This is a genomic window from Sulfitobacter noctilucicola (assembly GCF_000622385.1).
GTDB lineage: Bacteria > Pseudomonadota > Alphaproteobacteria > Rhodobacterales > Rhodobacteraceae > Sulfitobacter > Sulfitobacter noctilucicola.
This window is the reverse complement of the sequence record NZ_JASD01000008.1, coordinates 521108-544526: the sequence shown is the minus strand read 5'-3', so window position 1 is coordinate 544526 and position 23419 is coordinate 521108. Positions and strand designations below refer to the sequence as shown.

General features: G+C 56.5%; 29 protein-coding genes. 18 read left to right on the top strand and 11 right to left on the bottom strand.

All coding sequences use genetic code 11. The features are described from left to right. Window positions 1-59: 59 nt before the first annotated feature. Complete coding sequence (locus Z946_RS0106385; protein ID WP_025054894.1) at window positions 60-371, bottom strand: DUF1244 domain-containing protein; 312 nt, start codon at window positions 369-371, stop codon at window positions 60-62. Window positions 372-582: 211 nt separating this feature from the next. Between Z946_RS0106385 and pyk the strand changes: the two genes are divergently transcribed. Next, window positions 583-2028, top strand: coding sequence for a pyruvate kinase (pyk, locus tag Z946_RS0106380; protein ID WP_025054893.1), 1446 nt, complete (start codon window positions 583-585; stop codon window positions 2026-2028). Between the two features lie 30 nt (window positions 2029-2058). After that, window positions 2059-2283, top strand: a complete 225-nt coding sequence (locus Z946_RS0106375) for a hypothetical protein (RefSeq protein ID WP_025054892.1) — start codon at window positions 2059-2061, stop codon at window positions 2281-2283. 4 nt (window positions 2284-2287) lie between these two features. On the opposite strand, the gene Z946_RS0106370 is transcribed toward Z946_RS0106375, so the two are convergent. Next, window positions 2288-2671 (bottom strand): nuclear transport factor 2 family protein, encoded by a 384-nt coding sequence (locus Z946_RS0106370; protein WP_025054891.1) that lies wholly within the window; start codon window positions 2669-2671, stop codon window positions 2288-2290. Between the two features lie 203 nt (window positions 2672-2874). Between Z946_RS0106370 and rpmI the strand changes: the two genes are divergently transcribed. Together rpmI and rplT are read left to right on the top strand one after the other, a co-directional pair. Next, complete coding sequence (gene rpmI / locus Z946_RS0106365; protein WP_025054890.1) at window positions 2875-3075, top strand: 50S ribosomal protein L35; 201 nt, start codon at window positions 2875-2877, stop codon at window positions 3073-3075. Between the two features lie 15 nt (window positions 3076-3090). Next, a complete protein-coding gene (gene rplT, locus Z946_RS0106360; RefSeq protein ID WP_025051466.1) occupies window positions 3091-3456 on the top strand; it encodes a 50S ribosomal protein L20 in 366 nt (121 codons plus the stop codon). Window positions 3457-3559: 103 nt separating this feature from the next. Here rplT and Z946_RS0106355 read toward each other — a convergent pair whose 3' ends face one another. After that, window positions 3560-4237: a type 1 glutamine amidotransferase domain-containing protein gene (locus Z946_RS0106355; RefSeq protein WP_025054889.1), complete on the bottom strand. Its 678-nt coding sequence runs from the start codon at window positions 4235-4237 to the stop codon at window positions 3560-3562. Window positions 4238-4370: 133 nt separating this feature from the next. Further along, entirely contained in the window at window positions 4371-4940 is a 570-nt protein-coding gene (locus Z946_RS0106350; protein WP_025054888.1) for an OmpA family protein, read from the bottom strand. Between the two features lie 175 nt (window positions 4941-5115). On the opposite strand from Z946_RS0106350, the gene pheS reads away from it, so the two are divergent. From pheS to pheT, 4 genes are all read left to right on the top strand, one after another. Further along, a complete protein-coding gene (pheS, locus tag Z946_RS0106345; protein WP_025054887.1) occupies window positions 5116-6189 on the top strand; it encodes a phenylalanine--tRNA ligase subunit alpha in 1074 nt (357 codons plus the stop codon). Window positions 6190-6352: 163 nt separating this feature from the next. Beyond that, window positions 6353-6634 carry a YrhK family protein gene (locus Z946_RS0106340; RefSeq protein WP_025054886.1) on the top strand — a complete coding sequence of 94 codons (282 nt, stop codon included), beginning with the start codon at window positions 6353-6355 and terminating at the stop codon, window positions 6632-6634. Window positions 6635-6692: 58 nt separating this feature from the next. Beyond that, window positions 6693-7481 (top strand): CE1 family esterase, encoded by a 789-nt coding sequence (locus Z946_RS0106335; protein WP_025054885.1) that lies wholly within the window; start codon window positions 6693-6695, stop codon window positions 7479-7481. A 66-nt stretch (window positions 7482-7547) separates the two neighbouring features. After that, window positions 7548-9947: a phenylalanine--tRNA ligase subunit beta gene (gene pheT, locus Z946_RS0106330; protein ID WP_025054884.1), complete on the top strand. Its 2400-nt coding sequence runs from the start codon at window positions 7548-7550 to the stop codon at window positions 9945-9947. A 42-nt stretch (window positions 9948-9989) separates the two neighbouring features. On the opposite strand, the gene Z946_RS0106325 is transcribed toward pheT, so the two are convergent. Next, the gene (locus Z946_RS0106325) at window positions 9990-10868 is read right to left on the bottom strand and encodes a LysR family transcriptional regulator (protein WP_025054883.1); all 879 of its coding nucleotides are present in this window, start codon (window positions 10866-10868) and stop codon (window positions 9990-9992) included. An 84-nt stretch (window positions 10869-10952) separates the two neighbouring features. Between Z946_RS0106325 and Z946_RS0106320 the strand changes: the two genes are divergently transcribed. From Z946_RS0106320 to Z946_RS20480, 3 genes are all read left to right on the top strand, one after another. After that, window positions 10953-11585 (top strand): class I SAM-dependent methyltransferase, encoded by a 633-nt coding sequence (locus Z946_RS0106320; RefSeq protein WP_025054882.1) that lies wholly within the window; start codon window positions 10953-10955, stop codon window positions 11583-11585. A gap of 53 nt (window positions 11586-11638) precedes the next feature. Further along, window positions 11639-12082 carry a YtoQ family protein gene (locus Z946_RS0106315; protein ID WP_025054881.1) on the top strand — a complete coding sequence of 148 codons (444 nt, stop codon included), beginning with the start codon at window positions 11639-11641 and terminating at the stop codon, window positions 12080-12082. 104 nt (window positions 12083-12186) lie between these two features. Next, window positions 12187-13788: a GMC family oxidoreductase gene (locus Z946_RS20480; RefSeq protein ID WP_037969082.1), complete on the top strand. Its 1602-nt coding sequence runs from the start codon at window positions 12187-12189 to the stop codon at window positions 13786-13788. A 32-nt stretch (window positions 13789-13820) separates the two neighbouring features. On the opposite strand, the gene Z946_RS0106305 is transcribed toward Z946_RS20480, so the two are convergent. Beyond that, window positions 13821-14519: a glutathione S-transferase family protein gene (locus Z946_RS0106305; RefSeq protein WP_025054880.1), complete on the bottom strand. Its 699-nt coding sequence runs from the start codon at window positions 14517-14519 to the stop codon at window positions 13821-13823. A gap of 148 nt (window positions 14520-14667) precedes the next feature. Between Z946_RS0106305 and mscL the strand changes: the two genes are divergently transcribed. Both mscL and Z946_RS0106295 read left to right on the top strand, forming a co-directional pair. Further along, window positions 14668-15102, top strand: coding sequence for a large conductance mechanosensitive channel protein MscL (mscL, locus tag Z946_RS0106300; RefSeq protein WP_025054879.1), 435 nt, complete (start codon window positions 14668-14670; stop codon window positions 15100-15102). Between the two features lie 232 nt (window positions 15103-15334). Next, window positions 15335-15871: a DUF2087 domain-containing protein gene (locus Z946_RS0106295; RefSeq protein WP_025054878.1), complete on the top strand. Its 537-nt coding sequence runs from the start codon at window positions 15335-15337 to the stop codon at window positions 15869-15871. Between the two features lie 42 nt (window positions 15872-15913). On the opposite strand, the gene ald is transcribed toward Z946_RS0106295, so the two are convergent. Then, window positions 15914-17032: an alanine dehydrogenase gene (ald, locus tag Z946_RS0106290; protein ID WP_025054877.1), complete on the bottom strand. Its 1119-nt coding sequence runs from the start codon at window positions 17030-17032 to the stop codon at window positions 15914-15916. A gap of 140 nt (window positions 17033-17172) precedes the next feature. Between ald and Z946_RS0106285 the strand changes: the two genes are divergently transcribed. Next, window positions 17173-17634: an Lrp/AsnC family transcriptional regulator gene (locus Z946_RS0106285; protein ID WP_025054876.1), complete on the top strand. Its 462-nt coding sequence runs from the start codon at window positions 17173-17175 to the stop codon at window positions 17632-17634. Window positions 17635-17765: 131 nt separating this feature from the next. On the opposite strand, the gene rpsU is transcribed toward Z946_RS0106285, so the two are convergent. After that, entirely contained in the window at window positions 17766-17972 is a 207-nt protein-coding gene (gene rpsU / locus Z946_RS0106280; protein WP_005851231.1) for a 30S ribosomal protein S21, read from the bottom strand. A 112-nt stretch (window positions 17973-18084) separates the two neighbouring features. On the opposite strand from rpsU, the gene Z946_RS0106275 reads away from it, so the two are divergent. Then, window positions 18085-18771: a COQ9 family protein gene (locus Z946_RS0106275; protein ID WP_241461306.1), complete on the top strand. Its 687-nt coding sequence runs from the start codon at window positions 18085-18087 to the stop codon at window positions 18769-18771. Here Z946_RS0106275 and Z946_RS0106270 read toward each other — a convergent pair. After that, the gene (locus Z946_RS0106270) at window positions 18768-19118 is read right to left on the bottom strand and encodes a hypothetical protein (RefSeq protein WP_025054874.1); all 351 of its coding nucleotides are present in this window, start codon (window positions 19116-19118) and stop codon (window positions 18768-18770) included. The genes Z946_RS0106275 and Z946_RS0106270 overlap by 4 nt on opposite strands. A 100-nt stretch (window positions 19119-19218) precedes the next feature. Between Z946_RS0106270 and Z946_RS0106265 the strand changes: the two genes are divergently transcribed. From Z946_RS0106265 to Z946_RS0106255, 3 genes are all read left to right on the top strand, one after another. After that, window positions 19219-19950: an energy-coupling factor ABC transporter ATP-binding protein gene (locus Z946_RS0106265; RefSeq protein WP_025054873.1), complete on the top strand. Its 732-nt coding sequence runs from the start codon at window positions 19219-19221 to the stop codon at window positions 19948-19950. After that, complete coding sequence (locus tag Z946_RS0106260) at window positions 19925-20521, top strand: energy-coupling factor transporter transmembrane component T family protein (RefSeq protein WP_025054872.1); 597 nt, start codon at window positions 19925-19927, stop codon at window positions 20519-20521. The genes Z946_RS0106265 and Z946_RS0106260 overlap by 26 nt, the downstream gene beginning before the upstream one ends. A 68-nt stretch (window positions 20522-20589) precedes the next feature. Then, on the top strand, window positions 20590-21135 hold the full coding sequence (locus Z946_RS0106255) for a biotin transporter BioY (RefSeq protein WP_025054871.1): 546 nt from the start codon (window positions 20590-20592) through the stop codon (window positions 21133-21135). On the opposite strand, the gene Z946_RS0106250 is transcribed toward Z946_RS0106255, so the two are convergent. Next, window positions 21124-22227: a thiolase family protein gene (locus Z946_RS0106250; RefSeq protein ID WP_025054870.1), complete on the bottom strand. Its 1104-nt coding sequence runs from the start codon at window positions 22225-22227 to the stop codon at window positions 21124-21126. The two genes, Z946_RS0106255 and Z946_RS0106250, sit on opposite strands and share 12 nt — an antisense overlap. Beyond that, on the bottom strand, window positions 22224-23411 hold the full coding sequence (locus Z946_RS0106245) for an AMP-binding protein (protein ID WP_025054869.1): 1188 nt from the start codon (window positions 23409-23411) through the stop codon (window positions 22224-22226). The genes Z946_RS0106250 and Z946_RS0106245 overlap by 4 nt, the downstream gene beginning before the upstream one ends. Between the last annotated feature and the right edge of the window lie 8 nt (window positions 23412-23419).

Genomic DNA, 23419 nt, shown 5'->3' with positions numbered 1-23419 from the left:
CGAAGATGTCCTATGGGGCGGCAATTCGGTGATTTCGCGCGTTGTGCCACCAATCGCTGCTATTCTTTGCCTACATTTTCAGCGAAGGCTTTCTTGAACGCCTCCTGCTGTGTTGGCTTGGCCTCTGTCTGGTAGTTGGCTTTCCACTCATCCATGCTCATTCCGTAGAACAATTCGCGCGCTTCCATTTTGTCCATCTCGATGCCGCGTTCATTTGCGGCTTCCTGATACCAACGGGACAGGCAATTGCGGCAAAAGCCCGTCAAGTTCATCATGTCGATATTTTGAACGTCGGTGCGGTCTTCCATCAGGTGTTTTTGTAGCCTGCGAAATGCGGCGGCCTGAAGTTCGATCTCTGTTTCGCTGGGCATGGTTGTTCTCCTGTTTTGCAAAAGCTGGGGGTGAGCGCGCAGAGTGTCAAGATTGGACGCATGGAGATAGGTCTGGTCGTGGTTTCATAATTGTGAAACCTTTGACAGGCATGTGACGGCAAGGTAGGGACAAGAGAACGTGTTGTTACCGCTAACAGATGCATTTTAGCGGCTTGGCAGCCTAGAGTTATCAGAAACGAGGACAGATCTCATGAGACGCCTGCGCAACGTAAAAATCGTCGCTACCCTTGGCCCCGCATCCGACAGCCTTGAGATGATAGAGGCGTTGCATAAGGCGGGTGCGGATGTGTTCAGGTTGAACATGAGCCACGGCAGCCATGAAGAGATTCGTGAAAAGCACCGGATCATTCGCGAAGTCGAGGACAAGCTGGGGAGCACCATCGGTATTCTGGCCGACCTGCAAGGTCCCAAGCTGCGGGTGGGTGTGTTTTCCGGTGATAGTGAACAGCTGGACGTGGGCGCGAAGTTCCGGTTGGACCTGAATGAAGCCGAAGGCGATGCAAGCCGTGTCTGCCTGCCGCACCCCGAGATTTTCGCAGCCCTTGAGCCGGGCGCATCGCTTTTGGTGAACGACGGCAAAATTCGCCTGAAGGTCATCGAATGCGGCAAGGATTTCGCAAACTGCGAAGTTGTGATCGGCGGAATTATTTCAAACCGGAAGGGCGTGAACGTCCCTGACGTGGTTCTTCCGCTGGCAGCCTTGTCTGAAAAAGATCGTGCCGATCTGGAATTTGTCTGCGAGTTGGGTGTCGACTGGCTCGCGCTCAGCTTTGTACAGCGACCCGAGGATGTGACCGAAGCGCGCGAACTGGCAAAAGGCCGCGCGGCGCTGTTGTCCAAGATAGAAAAACCGTCTGCGGTAGATCGGTTTGACGATATTCTGGCGGTGAGTGACGGGATCATGGTCGCCCGTGGCGATTTGGGCGTAGAGCTTCCGGTGCAGAACGTTCCTCCAATCCAGAAACGCCTGGTGCGTAAGTGCCGTGCGGCTGCCAAGCCTGTGATTGTCGCGACCCAGATGCTGGAATCCATGATCGAAAGCCCGATGCCCACACGCGCCGAAGTATCCGACGTGGCGACCGCAATTTATGAAGGTGCGGATGCCGTCATGCTGAGCGCCGAATCCGCGGCGGGCTCCTATCCGATTGAAGCCGTGACCACGATGGACAATGTGGCAAAGGAAGTCGAACTGGACCCGACATATACACAGATCATTGAATCCTCACGCATTGCTGACCGTATGACCGTCGCCGATGGCATCGTAGCCGCTGCCCGCGAGATCGCAGAGACAACGGACATCAAAGCCATTTGTTGCTTTACCCAAAGCGGTACAACTGCCCTTTTGACTGCGCGTGAACGCCCGCGCGTTCCGGTGATCGCGCTGACACCATTGGTAGGCACGGCCCGTCGGCTTGCGCTGAGCTGGGGGACCAATTGTGTAATCACGGGCGGCGTTGACCGGTTTAAGCAGGCCGTCGTTTCAGCCGTGCGTGCCGCACGTGATGAAGGGTTCGCGGGCGAAGCCGATCATGTTGTGGTGACAGCGGGCGTACCGTTTAACGTTCCGGGCAGCACCAATATTCTGCGTGTTGCACCCTGCGACGAACGTTTGATTTTTGCGGCGGATCCAGAGTAGTCTCCCTGAAAGAGAATTGGGAGAATACTGATGGATCCGGATCTTGCTTTGTCGCTGGGGCTGGTTGTTGCGGCCTTTTCGATCCCTTCGATCCTGTCTGCGCTTTCTGACAGACGTGCGCCGCGTGCCTCCGCTTTGACGGTGCTGATCGGCGGCGCGTTGATCCTGTACGCGATGCAGAACAAGCCGGGCGGTTACACGCTAAGTCAGGTGCCGGATGTGTTCGTTGGCGTTGCTGCGCGGTATCTTCCTTAGGATTTTATTTCTTTTCGGGCGTGTCCTGACTAAAGATATTGACCCAGCTTTCGTCCCTGCGCTGCCAGACCGAGCTGACGTACATCGTTTCAGGTGTTGCCCGCTTCAATCGCTGGAACACCGCGCGATAGCTGATAAGGGCGTGATCGGAACCCAAGGTCATCAGACGCATATCTTGCAGGTCATAGGTCGCAATTGTCGGCCCGTGTTTCAATTGACCTATGTGATCTGCTTTAACGGCAAAGCCATCGGAATAGACACCCAGAAACAGCTCATCCAAAAGTGTTGCATCGGTTGCTGCATCGCCTGAGACCAGTGCATCCCAAACTTGCCTCTCATGATCAGCAATAGTGCGGAAAAGTGGGTCATCCGGTTTGGGGGTATTCATCAATCGGGCACCTTGAGGTAGGGGAGTGTGAGGGACAATGAGGTCACACCAGATGTGATGCAAGGGACGGCGCAAGTCTCATTGCATGCAGCCTCTTGCCAACACCCCCCAACCCTCCTATACGCCCAACTTCAACCCGCGCGGCCGGCCAAAGTGGCATGCCGAGTCGTGCGTAAACCGAACTCAAGTATACGGAGATGGAAATGCCCAAGATGAAGACGAAATCGAGCGCCAAAAAGCGCTTCAAGATATCGGCGACCGGCAAGGTCATCGGCGGTCAGGCTGGTAAACAGCATGGCATGATCAAACGGACCAAAAAGTTCATCCGTAACGCACGCGGCACGACAGCACTGTCTGAGCCCGATGCAAAGATCATCAAGGGCTTCATGCCCTACGACCGCTAAGATAGGAGACCTAGCATGGCCCGAGTAAAAGGTGGGACAGTCACCCACGCCCGTCACAAGAAAATCGTTAAAGCCGCCAAAGGTTATTACGGTCGTCGTAAGAACGTCTTTAAGGTCGCCACGCAGGCGGTCGATAAGGCCAACCAGTACGCAACCCGTGACCGCAAGAATCGCAAGCGTAACTTCCGCGCCTTGTGGATCCAGCGGATCAACGCAGCTGTGCGTTCACATGATGAAGCGCTGACATATAGCCGTTTCATTAATGGTCTGAACCTTGCAGGTATCGAAGTGGACCGTAAGGTTCTGGCCGATCTGGCAGTACACGAGCCCGAAGCATTCGGTGCGATTGTGAAGACAGCTCAGGACGCGCTGGCCGCATAAGCGCCGCGATCCTTTGAAATTTAGAAAGCCGCGCACCCGAAAGGGAGCGCGGCTTTCTCTTTGTGGGATGTGAGGTGGCCGGATGGGCCACCCCGTTGGTGCGCTACTTCAGCAGAGCCAGCATCTCTTTCGCGGCTTCTTCGCTTGAGGCAGGGTTCTGACCCGTGACCAGCTTTCCGTCGGTCAGCACAAATGATGCCCAATCATCGCCCTTCTCATAGTTCCCGCCGTTTTCCTTGAGCATGTCCTCAACCAAAAACGGCACCACGTCGGTCAGGTTCACACCTTCCTCTTCCGTGTTGGTGAAACCGGTAACGCGCTTGCCGGCGACCAATGGCTTTCCGTCAGTGCCATTGGTGTTTTTGAACACTGCCGGAGCGTGGCAAACGGCACCGATGGGGCGGTCTGCGGCTGCGAAGCCTTCAATCAGGCGTTTGCTGTCTGCGTCTGTGGCCAAATCCCAGAGGGGTCCATGACCGCCGGGATAGAATATCGCATCAAAGCCGTCTGTAGTAATCTCTGACAGAACTTTCGTGTTGGCCAGCGCTTCCTGGCTTTCTGTATCTGCTTTGAAGCGTTTGGTCGCATCAGTTTGCGCATCGTCACTATCGCTTTTGGGGTCCAATGGTGGCTGCCCACCTTTGGGAGAGGCGATGGTGATCGAAGCACCCGCATCTTTGAAAACGTAATATGGCGCTGCGAATTCTTCGAGCCAGAAGCCCGTTTTCTCGCCAGTATCGCCAAGGGTGTCATGTGAGGTCAGGACCATCAGAATATTCATTGTTGTCTCCGGTAGTGGTAAAAATGCTGTGCAGCACGGCAAAGCCGTGGATACACGTCAACTGAGCAACGCTGCGCGTGGGGGATGGTTCCGTACTGAAGTTCAAGTTGCCGTGAAGTAAGACAGGCCGTGCTTACTCGCGGCGCGGCAGAACGCGGAAATCGACACGGCGGTTGGCCGCGCTGTCGTCATCTGACCCTTGCGCAAGAGGCGCACGCGCGCCAAATCCAACGGCTTCGACCGATGCTGGATCTAGGCCAAGTTCAACAAGCGCATCCAGCGTCTCATCTGCGCGCGCCCAGCTCAGGGCGATGTTCGTGACATCAGAGCCGCTGCCACTTGCGTGTCCTGCAATTTGCAACAAAGCGCCGTCGCATTCCACCATCCGCGACGCGATATAGTTCAACATCGGTGTGTGGTCTGGGGTGACCTCCACCTCGCCATCATCAAAGATCACAAGCATCTCGCGGATATCGCGGTCGATATCCTGTGCGCAGGTGTCTTCCGATAGCGGCGCATCATGTTCCGCGATCGCGTGGCTGCCGGGCGCGGCCGGGGCTGCCAGATTTGCCATCGCGTCCGCCTGTAAGGCTGTCGGGGAGGCAGGTTGATCCGCAAAGAGAACCACCGCGCCAGCAACCGTGAGGCCAAGAGCCGCCGCCAATGACACGGTAAGCCATGTTTTCAAAGGGGCGAGTGCCATAGCAGTTGTCCACGCTCATGCGAAATATAGATGGTCGGGTGTTTAGTACTACTTTATCTTGTGTTCCGCCAATCGAATTCTGTAGATCGCGGAGGCAAAACGACGACCTGCGCGACGGGTTGCATTTCAAAGGGGCGGCAAGTAGCACAAACCAAGCAAATTTGATGGGTGCGCCATGGACGATCTTAAGCAAAAATACCTCACGCTGATTGCGGACGCAGCGGACGAAGCTGTGCTGGAAGATATCCGGCTGACGGCCGTGGGTAAAAAGGGCGAAGTCGCGCTGAAGATGCGTGAGCTGGGCAAAATGACCCCTGAAGAGCGTCAGGTTGCAGGCCCGGCATTGAACGCGCTGAAAGACGAGATCAACTCTGCGCTTGCCGCCAAAAAGGCGGCGTTGGGCGATGCCGCATTGGACGAGCGTCTGCGCTCCGAGTGGTTGGACGTCACACTACCGGTACGTCCGCAGCGTGTAGGTTCGATCCATCCGGTGTCGCAGGTCACCGAAGAGCTGACCGCGATCTTTGCCGAGATGGGTTTTTCTGTGGCCGAAGGGCCGCGGATCGACACTGATTGGTATAACTTTGACGCATTGAACATTCCGGGTCACCACCCAGCGCGGGCCGAGATGGACACATTTTATATGGCGCGTGCCGAAGGGGACGACCGCCCGCCACACGTCTTGCGCACCCATACATCGCCGGTACAAATCCGCACGATGGAAAAAGAAGGCGCGCCGCTGCGCATCATCTGTCCGGGCGGTGTGTACCGCGCCGATTACGACCAGACGCATACGCCGATGTTCCATCAGGTCGAGGGTCTGGCGATTGATAAAGACATCTCCATGGCGAACCTGAAATGGACGCTTGAGGAGTTCTTCTCCGCGTTCTTCGAGATTGACGGTATCAAAACCCGTTTCCGTGCGTCCCATTTCCCGTTCACCGAACCTTCTGCCGAGGTTGATATCCAGTGCTCATGGGTCGATGGCCAGTTGCGCATCGGTGAAGGCGACGGATGGATGGAAGTGCTCGGCTCCGGGATGGTGCATCCGAAGGTGTTGCAAGCGGGCGGGATTGATCCGGACATCTGGCAGGGCTTTGCCTTTGGTATGGGCATCGACCGAATTGCGATGTTAAAATACGGGATACCGGATTTGCGGGCGTTCTTTGACAGCGATCTGCGCTGGTTGCGGCATTACGGGTTTGCGAGCTTGGATCAGCCGAATTTGCATGGTGGTTTGTCGCGCTAAGCATTCGCGCGGGATAGAGGCTGCTTGCAGCCACCTTGCCATCGCCCACCCGCGCTATCGGTCTGGCGGTGGCGCGGCGCAGGTCGAACACCCTCGAATAGACCTATCGCACCACATCGGTTAAACCGGCGGCCAGCGTTTCCAACCTGTCCCGAGGTCCATCATGCATCTATTCCGTCACGAAAACCGCCAGCAATCCGAAGAGAGCAAGCAGCTTTATGCACTGTTCGAGCTTTTGCACACGCTCGCGGATTTCGGTGCGGCGTTCATGTTTATCATCGGATCGATCATGTTTTTCTCCGACGCGTGGACCACCTTTGGCACATGGCTATTTCTCATCGGATCGCTGCTTTTTGCGCTCAAGCCGAGCCTTCGGCTTTATTGCGAAGTCAAGCTGTACAGAATGCATGATTACGACCAGTTGGCCGAACGAAACGAGACATAATAGCCCCGATACGCGAATGTGAGGTGACATCCTTGAGGTGGCACAGTTCTCTGGGCTAATGAAATACTTCCTACTTCTCGTTCTAGTTTTTTGGCCAGCGATTGCGTCTGCCGAAACTTGTCATGGCACCAACGCCTGCACCCTAGGCGAGCGGTCCTATCACATCAAATTGCCGGACGATTGGGATGGGCAGAGCGCGCTTCCCGTGTTGCTGCATTTTCACGGATGGGGGCGGCAGGGCGATTTGATCGTTAATCACCAGCGCATATCGGGACATACCCGCAGGCGCGGTGTGTTGCTAATCGCGCCAAACGGGGAAAATCGCACATGGGATTTCTGGCGCGAGGATAGTCGTGATACTGTGTTTGCTGCCGCTGTGATCGAGCATGTTGCCGAGCGCTTCCCGATTGATCGCGCGCAAATCTATGTCTCGGGTTATTCTTATGGCTCCGCGATGGCATGGCGCTATGCTTGTGACAACGGCGATGGGGTGGCAGCATTGCTCGCGATATCAGGCACGTTGTCTCAGGATGAGAACTGTGCGCAGGCCCCGCAGGAAATCCGGCATGTTCACGGCATGGCCGATACGGTCATGTATTTTCCGGTGGGTCCGGGCGGTGATGTGGCGCATCCTGTGCGGCTTTGGCGCGATACTCTCGGGTGCGGAATGGCCGATCACACTGGCCCATGGCAGGCGGTGGAATGGTTGACGCTGGATCGCCGGACTTGGGACTGTGACGGCGGGCGCGTCACGCTCGACATCCATCCAGGTGGACATTTCATTCCGCATGGATGGATCGGCTGGCAGTTGGATCAGCTGATGGGGCGTGTGCCGCAATATCCGTGACGGTGCATTGATCCTTGGCGCATTTGGCGATACCGACAGCCTACGCATTTGCACGAGGGACATCCCATGAAATTCACGCTGTCATGGCTCAAAGACCATTTGGACACGCAGGCCTCTGTCGAAGAGATTTGCGAGACGTTGACCGACCTTGGACTGGAAGTCGAAGGGGTTGAGGATCGCGGGGCGAAACTGCGTGATTTTACCATCGGCTATGTGAAGTCCGCCGAGAAACATCCAGATGCGGATCGCTTGAACGTCTGTCAGGTAGAGACGGACGAAGGCGTGATGCAGATCATCTGCGGCGCACCGAACGCCCGCGCGGGCATTACCGTGGTTGTCGCCAAGCCGGGCGTTTACGTGCCGGGCATTGATACCACCATCGGTGTCGGCAAAATCCGTGGTGTCGAGAGCTTTGGCATGATGGCATCAGAGCGCGAGATGGAGCTGTCCGAAGAGCACGACGGCATCATCGAGCTGCCCTCTGGTGAGGTGGGCCAGTCCTTTGTTGACTGGCTGGCGGCAAACGATCCGGCCAAGGTTGATCCGGTCATTGAAATTGCGATCACGCCGAACCGGCCCGACGCACTGGGCGTGCGCGGCATCGCGCGCGATCTGGCGGCACGTGGTTTGGGCACTCTGAAGGCGCGTGATGTAGAGCCGGTTACAGGCACATTCCCCTGTCCGATCACTGTCACGATTGACGAGGATACGCTGGATCAATGTCCGGTATTTTACGGTCGCGTGATCAAGGGGGTGAAAAACGGGCCAAGCCCCGCGTGGCTTCAGGATGCGCTGCGGGCGATTGGGTTGCGTCCGATTTCGTTTCTGGTCGATGTGACCAATTTCTTCACCTACGACCGCAACCGGCCTTTGCACGTCTTTGATGCGGACAAGATTGCGGGCAACGCCCTGCGCATTCACCGCGCCAAGGGGGGTGAGACCCTGATGGCGCTGGATGAGAAGGAATATACTTTTGATGAAGGTATGACGCTGATCTCGGATGCAAACAGCGTTGAGAGCATCGGCGGCATTATGGGCGGTTTGTCCACCGGTTGTACCGAAGAGACCACCAATGTGTTTCTTGAAGCGGCTTATTTCGACACGGTGCGCACGGCCTATACCGGACGCGCGCTCAAGATCAACTCGGATGCGCGGTACCGGTTCGAACGCGGCATTGATCCGGCATGGACCCCACATGGGATCGAACATGCCACGCGAATGATCCTTGATCACGCGGGTGGCGAAGCGTCTGAGGTTGTCGTGGCGGGTTCAATTCCCGATACATCACGCGCCTACAAGCTGGATACCGACCGCGTGCAATCTTTGGTCGGCATGACCATTCCTGCCGAAACCCAGCGCGAGACGCTCACAGCGCTGGGATTCGAGATCAAAGGCGACATGGCGCATGTGCCAAGCTGGCGTCCCGATGTTCAGGGCTCTGCCGATCTGGTCGAAGAGGTGGCGCGTATTGCGTCCCTGACAAAGCTTGAAGGTGTGCCACTGCCACGGCTGTCTGATGGCGTTCCGCGCCCGATTTTGTCGCCACAGCAGCGGCGCATCACAGCTGCCCGCCGTGCGGTCGCGGCGCTGGGCTACAACGAATGTGTCACCTACAGCTTTATTGATCAGGCCTCGGCGGCCCTGTTCGGCGGTGGGACAGATGAAACACGTCTGGAAAACCCGATTAGTGCGGATATGAGCCACATGCGCCCTGCTTTGTTGCCGGGTCTCTTGCAGGCTGCAGCCCGCAATCAGGCGCGTGGCTTTGCTGATATGGCGTTGTTCGAAGTCGGACCTGCATTTCAAGGGGGAGAGCCGGGCGAACAGCACAGCCTGGTTTCCGGCCTTCTGATTGGGCGCACGGGGCCAAAGGACGTCCACGGCGCATCGCGACCTGTTGATGTCTATGACGTGAAGGCGGACGCAGAGGCGGCGCTGGCTGCCTTGGGCGCACCTGCCAAGGTGCAAATCCTTCGGGGTGCAGATGATGGCTGGCACCCCGGACGCCACGGCAAAATCTGTCTTGGGCCGAAAAAGGTTCTGGGCATCTACGGCGAAGTGCATCCGAAGATTCTGGCAGCGATGGATGTGAAAGGGCCTGCAATGGCCTTTACCCTCTGGCCTGACGAAGTGCCTCTGCCCCGCAAATCCGGTGCAACGCGGGCTGCGTTGCAAATCAGCGATTTGCAGGCGGTCGAACGTGACTTTGCTTTCGTAGTGGATGCGGGCGTTGAAGCGCTGACACTGGTTAATGCAGCGATGGGTGCGGACAAAACGCTGATCGACGAAGTCCGTGTTTTCGATGAATTCATCGGTGGCAGCTTGGGAGAAGACAAGAAGTCTCTGGCGATCACGGTACGGTTGCAGCCTAAAGGCGAAACCCTCAAAGACGCTGATATCGAAGCGGTCGGGGCCAAGGTTATCGAGAAAGTCACCAAAGCGACGGGCGGTGTTTTGAGAGGGTAGCTCGGATAAGCCCCGCTCACCCTCATCGCCTGTTTGCGAATTTTAGGATAACGCTTCCGCAAGCATATCGAACACCAGCCTGATACGCGGGCTGGTGTGAATTTCGCGGTGCGTGACCAGCCAGACCGGATAGGTCACGTTCAGAAGCTCTGGCAACACGCGCTCAACCTGAGGCGCAGTGACGGCGAAGTCTTCTGCCATCGGGCAAATGCCTAATCCCGCTTTGCACATTTCCCACGCAACCAAACCGTTTGCTGAAATGCTTTTGAAATTTTCCGGGGTAATAGGTATGCCCATTCCGATCATGTACGCGTGCATACGTGCAACCTCACCCATGGCGATCCAATCGTGTTGCGTAAGGTCATTCACGTTCTTTGGGCGACCGCGAGCATTCAGATAGCTTGTCGCGGCAAAGAAATACCCCGCCTTGCTCTGAAGCAGCCGTGCGACGAGGTTTGGATGTTCGGGGCGTACATGGCGCAGGGCGATATCGGCCTCGCGTGCTAGAAGGTTTCGAATGTCGTCATCTGCCACGATTTCGACGGTAATTTGTGGCGCGCGCATCCGGATTTCCCGAACGATATCGGGCAGATAGTGCGCTGAGGACACATCACTCGCAGTGATCCGCACCAACCCCTTCAGCCCGGAGCGTTGTCCGCTCGCGGTCAGGGCGAGGCGGTTCGCGGCTTGACCCATCTCCTGCACATGAGAGAGTAATTCCCGACCGGAGCCTGTTAGCGAGAGCCGCCTGCCGTCACGTTCAAACAACATGATGGCCAGTTTATCCTCTAGGGATGCGATTTGGCGGCTGAGTGTCGGTTGCGTCAGCCCGAGCGCGCGGGCAGCACCCGACAGGGTGCCGTGTTCTGCTGTGGCATGAAACGCGCGTAGCAGGTTCCAGTCGAGTTGAGTGAGTTCCATACAAAAACGTATATATAAGTTGCAGATTTCGTCAATTTACCGGTTTTTCATGCGCCTGTAGGTAGGTTCGTAAAGGAGATTATTATGAAACAGACAGCAGAGTTTTGGGATAAAATTGCCGATAAATACGCGGCCAGTCAGATCCGGGATGTGGAAGCGTATGAGTATACGTTGGAGCGGACCCGCAGTTACCTGAGTGCAGAGACACGCCTTCTGGAGATCGGTTGCGGCACTGGGTCGACCGCGCTTTTGCTGGCGGAAGATGTTCAGGCGGTGACTGGCAGTGACATATCTTCGCAGATGGTCCGTATTGCGACAGAGAAAGCCGCGGCACAGGACGTGACCAATGTATCCTTCCAGGTTGCCGGCGCATTGGACGCAGTGCGCGGGGCCAAAGCATACGACGTGGTGACGGGGTTTAACGTATTGCACCTGACCGAGGGGTTGGACGAGATACTGCAAACTATGGCGCGTGAAATGGAGCAAGGCAGCCTGTTTATCAGCAAGACCCCGTGCCTTAACGATCCGTCCATTGGGATCAAGCGTTTCGCATTCCGGGCGCTGATCCCCGTCATGCAATTTTTCCGCAAGGCGCCTTTCGTCCAGTTTCTGACCTTTCAGGAGTTGGAGGCATTGATCATCGGTGCCGGTCTGGAGATTATCGAGACAAGCAATAATCCGGCGATGAGCCGCTACATCGTAGCGCGTAAGCCATAGACGGTCGGGGACAACGCGCTAACTTAGGCGGATTGAAAAAGGAGTACGTCACAATGAAAGTCTATTTGTCAGGTGAGATTCATACGGATTGGCGCGAGCAGATCATTGACGGGGCAAAAGGTTTGGATGTGTCATTTAGTGCTCCGGTGACAGATCATGCGGCCAGCGATGATTGTGGTGTGGCGATCCTTGGACCGGAAGGCGACAAGTTCTGGCATGATCGCAAGGGGGCGCAGATGAATGCGATCCGCACCCGCAAGGGGATAGAGGATGCCGATATTGTGGTCGTGCGTTTCGGCGATCAGTACAAACAATGGAATGCGGCGTTTGACGCAGGCTATGCTGCAGCACTGGGGAAGTCGCTCGTTATCTTGCATGGCCCAGACCATGCACATGCCTTGAAAGAGGTAGACGCCGCAGCTTTGGCCGTCGCGCGTGAACCCGCGCAGGTGGTTCAGATCCTGAAATACGTTCTGACAGGATCGCTCCCGAGCTAAGCGTAACTCGGTAGTGATCGCGCGTAGCTTATCACGCGTGGCCTCCGGCTTTGCATTTGCGTCGTGCCGAGCATAGCCTTGTTGCAACTTTGGGGGGCTTGGCGATGAAATATGACTACGTGATTATCGGCGGGGGATCTGCGGGCTGTGTCATGGCCGCGCGGCTCTCAGAAGATGCGGGCGTTTCGGTTTGTTTGATTGAAGCAGGCGGGCAGGGGCGTGACCTTTTGATCCGCGCACCTGCATTGGTTGCGGCGATGATCTCCGGCCGTCCCAAAATTAATAACTGGGCCTATCAGACAGTTCCGCAACCGGGGTTAAACGGGCGGCGTGGGTACCAACCACGGGGCAAAGCGTTGGGCGGTTCGTCCGCAATAAACGCGATGCTTTATGTGCGCGGGCACCAACAGGATTATGATGATTGGGCGGATCTGGGGTGTGACGGTTGGGATTGGGCGTCGGTCTTACCCTATTTCAAGAAATCCGAAGGGAATCTTCGCGGCGGGGATGAACTTCACGGCGCAGGGGGGCCGCTTCAGGTCGCTGATCAATCTGCACCTCGCGCGATAACGCAGGCGTTCATTGACGCCGCAGGCGAACAACAAGTGCGCTACAACACCGATTTTAATGGTCCCACGCAAGAAGGTGCAGGTCACTATCAGGTGACGCAGTTTCATGAGGGACCCGCGCGCGGAGAGCGGTGCAGTGCCGCAGCGGCCTACCTGCACCGCGACGTGCGGCACAGGCCAAACCTGACGATACTGACAAAAGCGCAGGCGCAAAGAATTGTACTGGAAAACGGTCGCGCAACAGCGGTCGAAGTGCGGCACAGCGGGCAGATCAAGAAGATCGAGGCAGGTAAAGAAGTCATTCTGAGCGCTGGCGCATTTGGATCACCGCAGCTTTTGATGCTGAGCGGCATTGGCCCACGGGACGAGTTGAACGCACAGGGCATCGCTGTCCGGCATGATCTGCCTTCAGTGGGGCAGAATCTGCAGGATCATCTGGACTATGTGATGAGCTATCATTCCAAACGAGACGATGTTGTGGGACTGGGCCCAAAGGGGCTTTGGCAACTTGCGCGTGATGGTTGGCGCTGGCGTAAGGATGGGACAGGTCCCTTTGCCACACCCTTCGCCGAAGGTGGGGCATTCATGAAGTCCGATCCGTCGCAGGACCGACCCGATCTGCAGCTTCATTTTGTCGTGGGCATCGTCGATGATCATATGCGCAAAATCCATTTGGCACACGGATTTTCCTGCCACGTTTGCGTGTTGCGGCCACAGTCGCGTGGATCCGTCGGGTTGAACTCTGCCCGCCCAAGCGATGCACCACGCATTGATCCGCAATATCTGTCTGATCCCGCCGATCTGCAGACACTTATGAAGGGGGCGCGGCAAATGGAACAGATATTGACCGCCGCACCGCTATCACCGTGGCGTGGCAAACAGCTTTATGCCCATGACGGTAGTGATATCGCCCTTGAAGCGGACATCCGGAAACGCGCTGATACGATTTATCATCCGGTTGGCACCTGCAAAATGGGCACCGATGATGCGGCAGTGGTTGATCTACAGGCACGCGTGCGCGGTGTGGACGGGTTGCGCGTCGTTGATGCGTCTATCATGCCGCGTCTGATTGGCGGCAATACGAACGCGCCGACGATCATGATCGCTGAGAAGATCGCGGACGAAATGCGGGCCTGACAGGCCGGAGCGTACCGACAGCCCGCATGAAATCAGTCGCGCGGCGGCGTAACCAGACCTTTTTGCACGGCAGGACGGCTCGTAAACCGGTCAAGATAATCCACCAGATTCGTGTGGTCTTCCCACTCGACGGCCTCTTTGGCACCGTAGAAATCGAGGGCACGCAACCAAGGTGCGATCGCCATATCAGCGATGGAGTAGTTTCCGGCAATCCAGTCTTTGCCCGCCAATTCGAGGTTCAGAACGGCCAAGAGGCGCTTGGCCTCGGCGATATAGCGTTCCTGGGGGCGCTTGTCGTCCCATTCGGAACCTGCGAATTTGTAGAAGAAACCAAGCTGCCCAAGCATCGGGCCAAGCCCGCCCATCTGGAACATCAACCATTGTGTAATCTGGGCTTTCTCGGCGGCGTCGGAGCCAAAAAATTGCCCTGACTTTTCAGCCAGATAAATCAGGATCGCACCGGATTCGAACAGCCCGATAGGTGCGCCCCCCGGACCATTAGGATCAACAATCGCCGGGATTTTGTTGTTCGGATTAAGCGATAGGAACTCCGCGCTTTTGACATCGGCATCAGACAGGGTGACCTTATGGGCCTCATAGGCGATGCCCATTTCTTCCAAAGCGATAGATGCCTTGACCCCGTTTGGTGTCGGAAAGGAATAAAGTTGCAGGATTTCGGGGTTTTGTGCCGGCCACCGCTTGGTGATCGGGAACGCAGAAAGATCGGCCATTGATATGCTCCTTTGGACTTAGGGGATTACATAGTCGTTTTTCCCCTCAGAAACAGCCTTCTTACTTCGCTCCTATGTGCTAAGACCTGTGCATCGGCGAACGGACCATGATTGATAAAGGTCCTGCGCCCAATCAAAGGGACGAAAAATGATTCAAGAATTTAAAGACTTCATCGCCAAGGGCAATGTCATGGACATGGCTGTTGGTATCATCATCGGCGCGGCATTCACGGCGATCGTTACGTCGTTGGTCGGCGATTTGATCAACCCGATCATCGGTCTGGTTTCCGGCGGCATCGACTTCACAAACAACTACGCCGTACTTGGCGGCGATGTGCCAGAGGGCGCTTCACTGGAAGCGGCTCGCGAAGCTGGCGGGTCAATCTTTGCCTACGGTGCATTCATCATGGCGATCATCAACTTCCTGATCATCGCATTTGTGGTGTTCATGCTGGTTAAGATGGTGAACCGCGTAAAAGCCGAAGCAGAAGGCCCTGATGAGGTTGCACCAGAAGTCGAAACCGGTCCTTCCGAGCTTGATGTTCTGCTGGAAATCCGCGACTCGCTTGCAAAAAGCCGCTAAACTGTAGCGCACTTGCAAGAACTAACTGGAAAGCCCGTCCTCGTGACGGGCTTTTTTGTTGCCTGTCCTTCCGTCATCAAGGTATCTTGCGTCAGGTTGGCAAGCACCCAGGCGTCGCTGTTCCTCTATGGAAAGCTAAAGCTGCCTTATTTGCATCATTGAGACATCACATCAATGCCGCATCCGTTAAGTCAGCGACCAACGATACTCTCTGCGGCGTTTGAGGAAAGATATGTCTAAAGAATGTATTCCGCTGGTTGTCGCGGATATGTCCCCGTTTTCACGCAATCTGCTAAAGCAGCTGAAAGAATCGGGGGATTTACCCTCCCATCTGGGATTGCTCAATATGCTCGCACGGGCTGCGGGGTTCCGGAACTATCAGCATCTGCGCGCCTCTGATACGGCCCGCATCAGGTTGGATACTGTTACGTCCGGCGCAGTTGACTACGCCCGCATCGAGAAATGTTTGCAACAGTTTGATACTGACGGAACGCTCGTTCGTTGGCCATCGAAGAGGTACGTTCAGGAGCTATGCCTTTGGGTGCTTTGGTCTCATTTGCCCTCGGACGAGGTCATGCAAGAACGACAGGTCAACGGTGTACTGAATCAGCTTCACCGGTTTGATGATGCCGCCCTGCTGAGACGGAGTCTGATCGGAATGAAGCTGGTGTCGCGCAACCCGGACGGATCTGATTATCGCCGGATCGAACAGGCACCGCCGCCTGACGCTTTGGCGCTGATCCGCGCGGTCTCCGCAAAGGTTGCGTAAGACAACATGGATCGGGCAGCGATGCCCGACCCAGACCGTTTTTTATGCCTTCAGCGCAAGCTTGGGTGACAGCACGTCGATGCCAAGGGCTTTGCCAACGGCATGATACGTCAGCTTGCCAGCATGGACGTTAAGGCCATTCAACAGGTGCTCGTCATCGCTACAGGCTTCGCGCCAGCCTTTGTTGGCAAGATCCAGCATGAAGGGCATCGTCGCGTTGCCAAGTGCGATCGTCGAAGTGCGTGCAACAGCACCCGGCATGTTCGCCACGCAGTAATGCATGATCCCGTCGACGTCATAAATCGGATCCTGATGCGTTGTGGCCTTGGATGTCTCAAAGCAACCACCCTGATCGATTGCAACGTCAACCAACGCGGCCCCCGGTTTCAGCTCGGACAGTTGCGCTTTGGATATCAGTTTGGGTGCTGCTGCACCGGGAATAAGCACGGCACCAATAATAAGGTCGGCTTCTCGGGCCAGCTCGATTGTGTTCTGGGCAGAGGCGTAGCGTGTTTTAAACGTCCCGCCAAAAACATCGTCCAGATAGCGCATGCGCGGCAACGAGCGGTCAAGCACGGTCACATCAGCGCCCATCCCCGCAGCGATTTTTGCCGCATGTGTTCCGACAACACCACCGCCAATCACCATGACATTGGCCGGACCGACACCCGGTACACCGCCCATGAGAACGCCGCGGCCACCGTTCGCCTTTTGCAAGGTCCATGCGCCGACCTGTGGTGCCAGACGGCCTGCCACTTCTGACATCGGTGCGAGCAATGGCAGGCCGCCATTGCGGTCCGTGACGGTTTCATAAGCAATGCACGTTGCGCCGGATTCCATCAGGTCGCGTGTCTGTTCAGGATCGGGCGCAAGGTGGAGATATGTGAACAACACTTGGCCCTCACGCAGCATCTTGCGCTCAACGGCTTGAGGCTCTTTTACTTTCACGATCATATCGGCGGCGGCGAAAATCTCTTCGGGGGTATCAATGATGGTCGCACCGGCAGCCACGTAATCGCTGTCTTCGAAACCTGCGCCGGTTCCTGCGCCTGCCTGAATGATAACCTCATGACCGGCGTTTACCGCCTCCAATGCTGCGCTGGGTGTCATCCCGACACGGAATTCCTGTGGCTTGATCTCTTTCGGGCAACCGATTTTCATTGCGCGCATCCTCCTGTTCGCGTTTCGCCTCATATTTAGGCAATTCTCGATGCAAAGGGTTGCGAATTATCGTGGCGCTTGAGGCTTAAGTCGGGATAGTCTTGCGAGATAATGATACCGAACGCGAGATTTATGCGCCAATGAGCCTTGATGAGATTGATCGGCGTATCCTTAGAGCGCTTCAGCGCAATGGCCGGATGTCGAACGGGGAGCTGTCCGATGATGTTCATTTGTCCCCTTCCGCATGCCACAGGCGTGTGCAACGGATGGAGAAAGACGGATACATCAAGGATTATGTCGCGCTGCTGGACGCACGCAAGCTGAATGTCCCGACCACCGTTTTTGTCGAGATCACCTTGCGCGGTCAGGCGGATGAAATTCTTGATGCGTTCGAGAAGTCAGTCGCACGCATTCCGGATGTGCTGGAATGCCATCTCATGGCAGGCTCGGCGGATTACCTGCTTAAAGTGGTGGCCGAGAACACTGAAGACTTCGCCCGTATCCACCGCCAATATCTTGCGCGTTTGCCGGGTGTGCAGGGGATGCAGTCAAGCTTTGCACTGCGCACAGTATTCAAGACGACGGCCCTTCCGGTGGGGTGAACAAGGATGGACACACGAATTTTTAGAAACCCAACTTCACACCATCAGGCAGGTAGCGAAGCTGCGATGAAAAAACCCCCAAGGCTGTTTGGCCAAGGGGGTTCTATAGTTTCAGCAAAGCTGAGGATGATTTACATCATGCCTTCGCGCTGGAGTTTCTTCCGGGCCAACTTACGGGACCGGCGGATCGCTTCAGCTTTTTCGCGCGCTTTTTTCTCGGATGGTTTCTCGAAATGCTGCTTGAGCTTCATTTCACGAAACACACCTTCGCGCTGTAGCTTTTTCTTCAGAGCCCGAAGGGCCTGATCGACGTTATTGTCACGAACACTAACCTGCATGTGGTTTTCACCACCTTTCTAGATAAAGTTGCAAGGATTTGCAGGAAATTGGCCTATATCAACATCAGAACCGATTGTCGAGTCTCTCGGCAGCGATGGAATGGAGTGCAAGATGACTGATCCCAAGCAACAACTGCTCGATGCCGCATTGTCACATGTGCCGTTCGACGGCTGGTCCGAAGCGACGTTCAAGGCCGCGATCGAGGACACCGGCGTCGACGCCACAGTGGCTCGGGCTGTCTGTCCCCGAGGTGCGGTTGATCTTGCCGTGGCCTACCATCATCAGGGCGATGCCCAGATGCTTGCCGCTTTGAAAGAAGAAGACCTGACCGAGATGCGATTTCGGGACAGGATTGCACGGGCCGTGCAGCTCCGCTTGCAGGTTGTGACCGATAAAGAGGCCGTGCGGCGTGGCACCACCCTGTTTGCGCTGCCACAGTATGCGCCGGATGGTGCCAAGCTGATCTGGGGGACAAGCGACCAAATCTGGGAAGCGCTGGGTGATACGTCTGACGACATCAACTGGTACACCAAGCGGGCCACGCTGAGTGGGGTCTATTCCTCGACGGTCCTGTTCTGGTTGGGTGACACCAGCGAGGATCACTCGGCAACATGGGAGTTTCTGGATCGTCGGGTCGACAACGTGATGCAGATTGAAAAGATCAAAGCTCAGGTCAAGAAAAGCCCGACGCTGAATATGCTGATGACAGGTCCGAATTGGTTGATGAGCCAGATAAAGGCACCGACACGGTTTCCCAAAGCGGATTTTCCTGGCTCGTGGACATCACCGAAAGACTAGACCGCGCCCAAAAGCGTCAGGGCCAGAAGGGCCGCGACCCCCAAGTTTGCCAGAACAACCGGATGCATGATCCACAAAGCACGGGCTGTCATCAGCTTGTAGATGATCTGTAACGGGAACAGCGTAAAGCCGATGGTCCGCGCCGTTTCAGTGTTTCCTAGGCACATCTGAATGAATCCGTACAGGCTGATAAGGCCGATTGTTGTATAGATGCACGCCAGTATGCGCCGCGCGGGCGCGTCGGGCCCATAGATTTCTGTCATGCCGGGATGGTTGCGCCAAATGCCGAGCGATACGGCGGCTGTGATGACGATATTCGCGATGAAGGAGAGACCGATTAAAAACATAACCCCCAAATAGCGTGGGATGACCCTACATCCACCCTCCCTTCCACATTGGCAGTTGACCTGCTAGGCAGCAGTTCGTCTTCTTGCTTTGCGATGTGCCATGGCTCCGTCTTCATTCCTGATATCAATGCGCGATGTGTCGCTGCATGTAGATGGCAAAACGTTGTTGTCTCAAATCACGGTGAATGCGAACGAACGCCGGATCGGGATTGTCGGGCGCAACGGCTCCGGCAAGACGACATTGGCACGGGTGCTGGCAGGTCTGGTGCCTGCAACAGAAGGCAGCGTGAAAATCGCAGGAATTGATGTGGCGCGGGATCGTAAAGGTGCCTTGGGTCGCATCGGGATTCTGTTCCAGAACCCTGACCACCAGATCATCTTTCCTACTGTGGAAGAGGAAATCGCGTTTGGTCTGACGCAGATGGGCCAGAGTGCGGACGAGGCGGCACAAGGCGTTGCGCAAATCCTGGCCCAGTTTGACAAAAGTCATTGGGCAAAGGCCGCGATCCACCAACTCTCACAGGGTCAGCGCCAGTTGGTGTGCCTGATGTCCGTACTTGTGATGGCGCCATCTGTCATCATTCTGGACGAGCCTTTCGCGGGGTTGGATATTCCGACGACGAAGCAATTGGCGCGGCTGCTTGCGGGCTTGGATGTGACCCTCGTGCTTATCACACATGATCCTGATGTTTTGCGCGACTATGATCGGGTGCTTTGGATTGACAGCGGTGTAATCGTACAGGACGATAATCCCGCACCTGTTTTGGCAGCGTTTGAAGCGCGCATGGATCACATCGGGGATAGTGATGATCTCTCTCACCTCGCCGGTTGAAACCGCGGCCCACCACTGGCGGGCGGGCATCAAGCTGTCTGCGCTTTGTTTTGCCACTGTAGTCCTGTTCGCCGCTGATGCGCTCGCATGGCAGGCGGCATTCCTCATTGCTACGGTCCTGTTCTATGCCCTGCCGGGCGTTGCGTTCTTGCGTAGCGGCTTGGGACGGCTGTCGGGGCTTTGGCCGTTTGTTGTCCTGATCCTGATCTGGCATCTGGTCAGTGGTGATCTTGAAGCTGGCTTTCGGATCGTTCTGCGAATGCTCACCGCCGTGGCCTTGGCCAATCTGGTGACGATGACCACGAAGTTAAGTGATATGATCGCGGTTGTCCGCTGGTTGCTGACCCCTTTGCGCCGTTTCGGTGTTGAAACTTCGCGGATTGAGCTGGCGATGGCATTGGTGATCCGCTTTACGCCTGTTCTTGCCGCCAAGGGCCAGATGCTGACGCAGGCATGGCGGGCGAGGAGCAGACACAGGCCCGGACCCCGCATCCTGATCCCTTTTGCCGTACTGGCGATAGATGACGCAGAGCATCTGGCCGAAGCCTTGCGGGCACGTGGCGGACTTTGAGGCTTTGCAGTTGAAGGGCTGGATGTATTGCCCTAGTCAGTGCCGGAACTTAGCTAAGGAAAAGCTTCATGGAACGTGACATTACACTGATCGCCGTCTTCGCGGCCCTGATCGCGGCCCTTGGTCTTATGCCAACGCTGATGCTTGCCAGTGGTGTGCCGATCACGGCGCAAAGCCTTGGTGTCATGCTGTGCGGTACGGTGCTGGGTGCCAAGCGAGGCGGCTTGGCGGTATTGCTGTTCGTCGCTCTTGTTGCACTCGGTCTGCCGCTTCTTGCCGGTGGGCGCGGCGGTCTTGGGGTGTTTGCGTCCCCGACAGTTGGTTTTGTCGTGGGCTTCCCGATCGCGGCTTTTGCAACTGGATTTGTGATGGAGCAATTGACCCGCATGTCGGTGGGCGTTGCGGCGTCAATCGCAGCGGCAATTGGCGGCGTCCTCGTCCTCTATGCCTTTGGCATGTTCGGCTTTATGATGGTGCTGAGCAAAGGCTTTGGTGAAACATTTGCGATCCTCGGCTGGTATCTGCCGGGTGATGCAATCAAGGTCGTGCTGGCAGGTGTCATCACCGCAGGTCTGGCACGCGCACGTCCGGCAAGCCTGCTGTCACGCGCTTAAAACAAGGGCGGTCGCAATCCCGCCCGCCGCTGCAATCGTGGCTAGACCAATGCCGCTATTGCGGCGCAGATCATGGACTAACCGGACGGTATTTATCGCGCCCGATGCTCCGATGGGATGCCCCCGAGCCAATGCGCCGCCACCTTTGTTGACTGTGTCAGGGTGAATGCCGGTTCCCTCGATACAGGCAATGGCCTGCACGGCGAAGGCTTCCATCACCTCCGCATGGTTGATGTCGCTTGGTGTCAGTCCAGCCTGAGCCAGAACGTGTTTGACTGCGGCAACGGGTGCAATCCCCGGACAGACAGGATCACCCCCGAGTGTGGCCCCTTCAACGATGCGTACCGCGGTCAGTCCTGCTTCAAGTGCGATGTCTTCGGAAACGACAATGCAGAAAGCGGCCGCATCAGCTGCGACGGCTGTGTTCGCGCTGGTTACATCGCCGGAAAGCGATTTGGCACGTGTGCAGAGCGCGGGCGTCAGTTCGCGGGCGAAGGGGTCATGTTCCAACCCTTTGAGCGGGACAATTTCGTTTGGGGGAAAGGTAGATGCTCTGGCTTTGGCATGGCTGGCAATCGCCCATTTGTCCTGCTCCGCGCGACTAATACCTAGCGTTTTGCCCAATTGCGCTGCTGCCACCGCCATATCCGGATCGCGATCAGGCCAGGGGGTAAAGGGGGCCTGCTCGTATGGCTGTGCTGGCCTGCCATCTGCAAAAGTGCGGGATCTGAGTGGTCGTCTGGAATAGCTTTCGACGCCACCTGCAATGACAACCTTTGCCGTGCCGCTCAAGATCATCTGACGTGCGATCAGCACTGCATCCATACCGCCCGCACATTGCCGGTCAATGCTTAGCCCCGCAACGCGCGTGGAAAGACCTGAAGCCAGAGCCACACTACGGGCAGGATTGCCGCCCATGCCTAGTGCATTGCTGACAATGACCTCATCCACACGTTCAGGTGCCAATCCTGCCTGCTGTAAGGCTTCGGTGATAACGGGAGCCGCTAAAGCATGCGGTTCCAGCGCTGCAAAGGCCCCGCCACGGGGGGCGACAGCGGTACGACAGGCTGCAATGATATATGCAGAAGTCATCGCGTCGCGATCCATCTCTCAAGTGCAGACAGATCAGGCTTGCCGGACGCCAGCAATGGCAAAGCCGGATGAAATAGCACTGTCTTTGGCGCAATCATTGGCCCGAAGGTCTTTGTGCACGCAGTTCTTATCTTTTTCTGTATTTCGGCGTCTTCCCCGCCCATTACCACTGCAACCAACCGCTGACCGCGCATCCGGTCGGGCTCTGCCAGCACCACGGTCATGCGCCCCGGAATCTCCGTAGCAATGAAGCTCTCTAGCTCTTCCAGAAAAACAGTCTGATCCGCGACTGTCACCATCCGCCCTTTGCGCCCCTTGAGCCAAAGCGTGCCATATTCATCCAGCGTGCCAAATTCGCCAACACTCAAGAACCCACCGCGCCAACTTGTGTCCGTGCTTTCCCCATGGGCGTAACCATCAAAAAGGTACGGGCTTTGCACCCAGACTTCTCCTGTGCCGGTACTGTCGCGACCCTGCTCATCGGTGACACGTAACGTGACACCGGGATAGGCTTTGCCCACAGCGCCTTGCGGGGTTTGGGCATCCGACAAAGTGATGAAGCTTGTCTCTGCCGCCCCATAAAACACGCGCAGCGCAGCGTTTGGACATAGGGTTCGAATGCTTGCTTCGGTCGCCGCGTCCAGCATTCCGCCGCCGCATAGTATCAGCCGGACATTCGAAAGGGTGGGCTGTGCGCTTAGGCTCAAAAGGCGCAATTGGGTTGGTGTCGCGTAAAGAACGCTGATCCCAGCCCCATCTATCTGCCGCATTTGGTCGCTGGCCGAAAGCCCTGCCAAGACATGCGCATCCATGCCAAGATGAAGCGCCTCAAGAACGCCGTAGAGGGCGAGCGAGTGGCTCAAGCTCCCGAGAACAGCGATCGAATCGGAAGTGGAGTACTCGAAAAGGGCCGCGTTCTGCTCAAAGCTTGCGATCCACGAGGCCTGACTGCGGCGCAACGCCTTGGGCCTCCCCGAAGTCCCTCCGGTCAGGGTTACGAATTGTCCTGCCTCTATCATCTCAAGCTGTGGCAGGCCGCCCGAATGCACGCAAAACGGAGCATTGCTTTGAATGGCAGTGCCCAAATGCGCCAGCATGCCCGTCACAGGATCGGATTTGATATCCTGAAAACCGGCTAACCCACTGTCCCCGCGCTCCACCTCTAAGCCGCCCGTAAAAAGCATAGCGTCAG